Origin of the sequence: Pseudoalteromonas sp. Ps84H-4 (assembly GCF_024124645.1) — a bacterium.
Classification (GTDB): Bacteria; Pseudomonadota; Gammaproteobacteria; order Enterobacterales; family Alteromonadaceae; genus Pseudoalteromonas; species Pseudoalteromonas lipolytica_C.
Map to the genome: position 1 here is coordinate 1 of NZ_JAMXSK010000081.1, position 1,090 is coordinate 1,090.

Genomic DNA, 1,090 nt, shown 5'->3' on the forward strand with positions numbered 1-1,090 from the left:
CGCGTGATGCACACTGCGTTCAGGTCTGAAGCCATAGGATAACGAGTGAAAGTCATTTTCCCAGATTGGCTCCATAGCCATTAGCATGGCGCGTTGCACTATGCGATCTTTCAGGGTAGGAATACCTAAAGGGCGTTGTTTGCCGTTTGTTTTGGGAATATAAATTCGCCTTGCCGGAAGTGGTTGATAAGAGCCATCTCTCAGTGCTTGGCTGAGTATGGCGAGCTCTTCATCTAACCCTTCTTTTAGATGGAATTTAGTGTTCCCGTCTACGCCCGGTGTTTTCGCTCCTCTGGCTGCAAGGGTGATTTCGGCTGCGTGTTTCAGCCATCGAGGATGACTAATTAAGCGCAGTAGTCGATTGACTCGTCGCGATTTATCCGCTTGAGTCCATGTTGCCAATTTACGTTGCATTTCACTGATTATCAAAGGTCTTCACCTCGTTAAGGTCAGCTAATTTGCCGACGTAAATCAATTAAGCTGCGCCCCTTCGCCATGTAATGGGCTTTCCCCATCCCGGACTACTACGAGCGCTCCGCCAGCCTATTTGTCATCGGGGTCATGCTCCCTTAGCATGCAAATAGACCTTCCCCGGTTTACCGGCCTGAACTCAAACATATTGGGGGGGATGCCGATCGCAGTCTTTAACCTTATCGTGCTGTAAGGTGATGACGCTTAAACGCAGACTTGTGATTTGGCGTTTATCCACTGGCAAGCACTTACATTTTGCTGACCAGTTCGGTTATTGCGCAGCTACTTATTGCACAATATCAGCGTCATACCGCCTGTTAACTCGTGTAGACGGTGGCGACGTTTCAGCCCACAGATGCGGATTAATCGGTTCATGTTCTTCATCCGTCCAATACTTAGTCTAGAGAAGCATCTTGGCTTAACGAATTCGCCTCACTTCCCGTTGTCAGCGAGTTACATTACCTTACCAGCATACGGTAAGTCACTGCCGCTCAGACTCATACTTCTGCACAACCAGAAGTAGCCATAACTTATTGGCTCCTGCCAATATTGTCATGGATTACAGACAGGTTCGTGGTTCAATTTAAACATCCTTGTTAGCCCTGAACTCCGGGCACAC

1 protein-coding gene is annotated in these 1,090 nt (G+C 48.3%); it reads right to left on the minus strand.

The window, feature by feature from the left end:
- Positions 1–429: reverse transcriptase domain-containing protein (locus NH454_RS22275; RefSeq protein ID WP_366031400.1), on the minus strand; the 429-nt coding region annotated here is incomplete at its 3' end.
- Between the last annotated feature and the right edge of the window lie 661 nt (positions 430–1,090).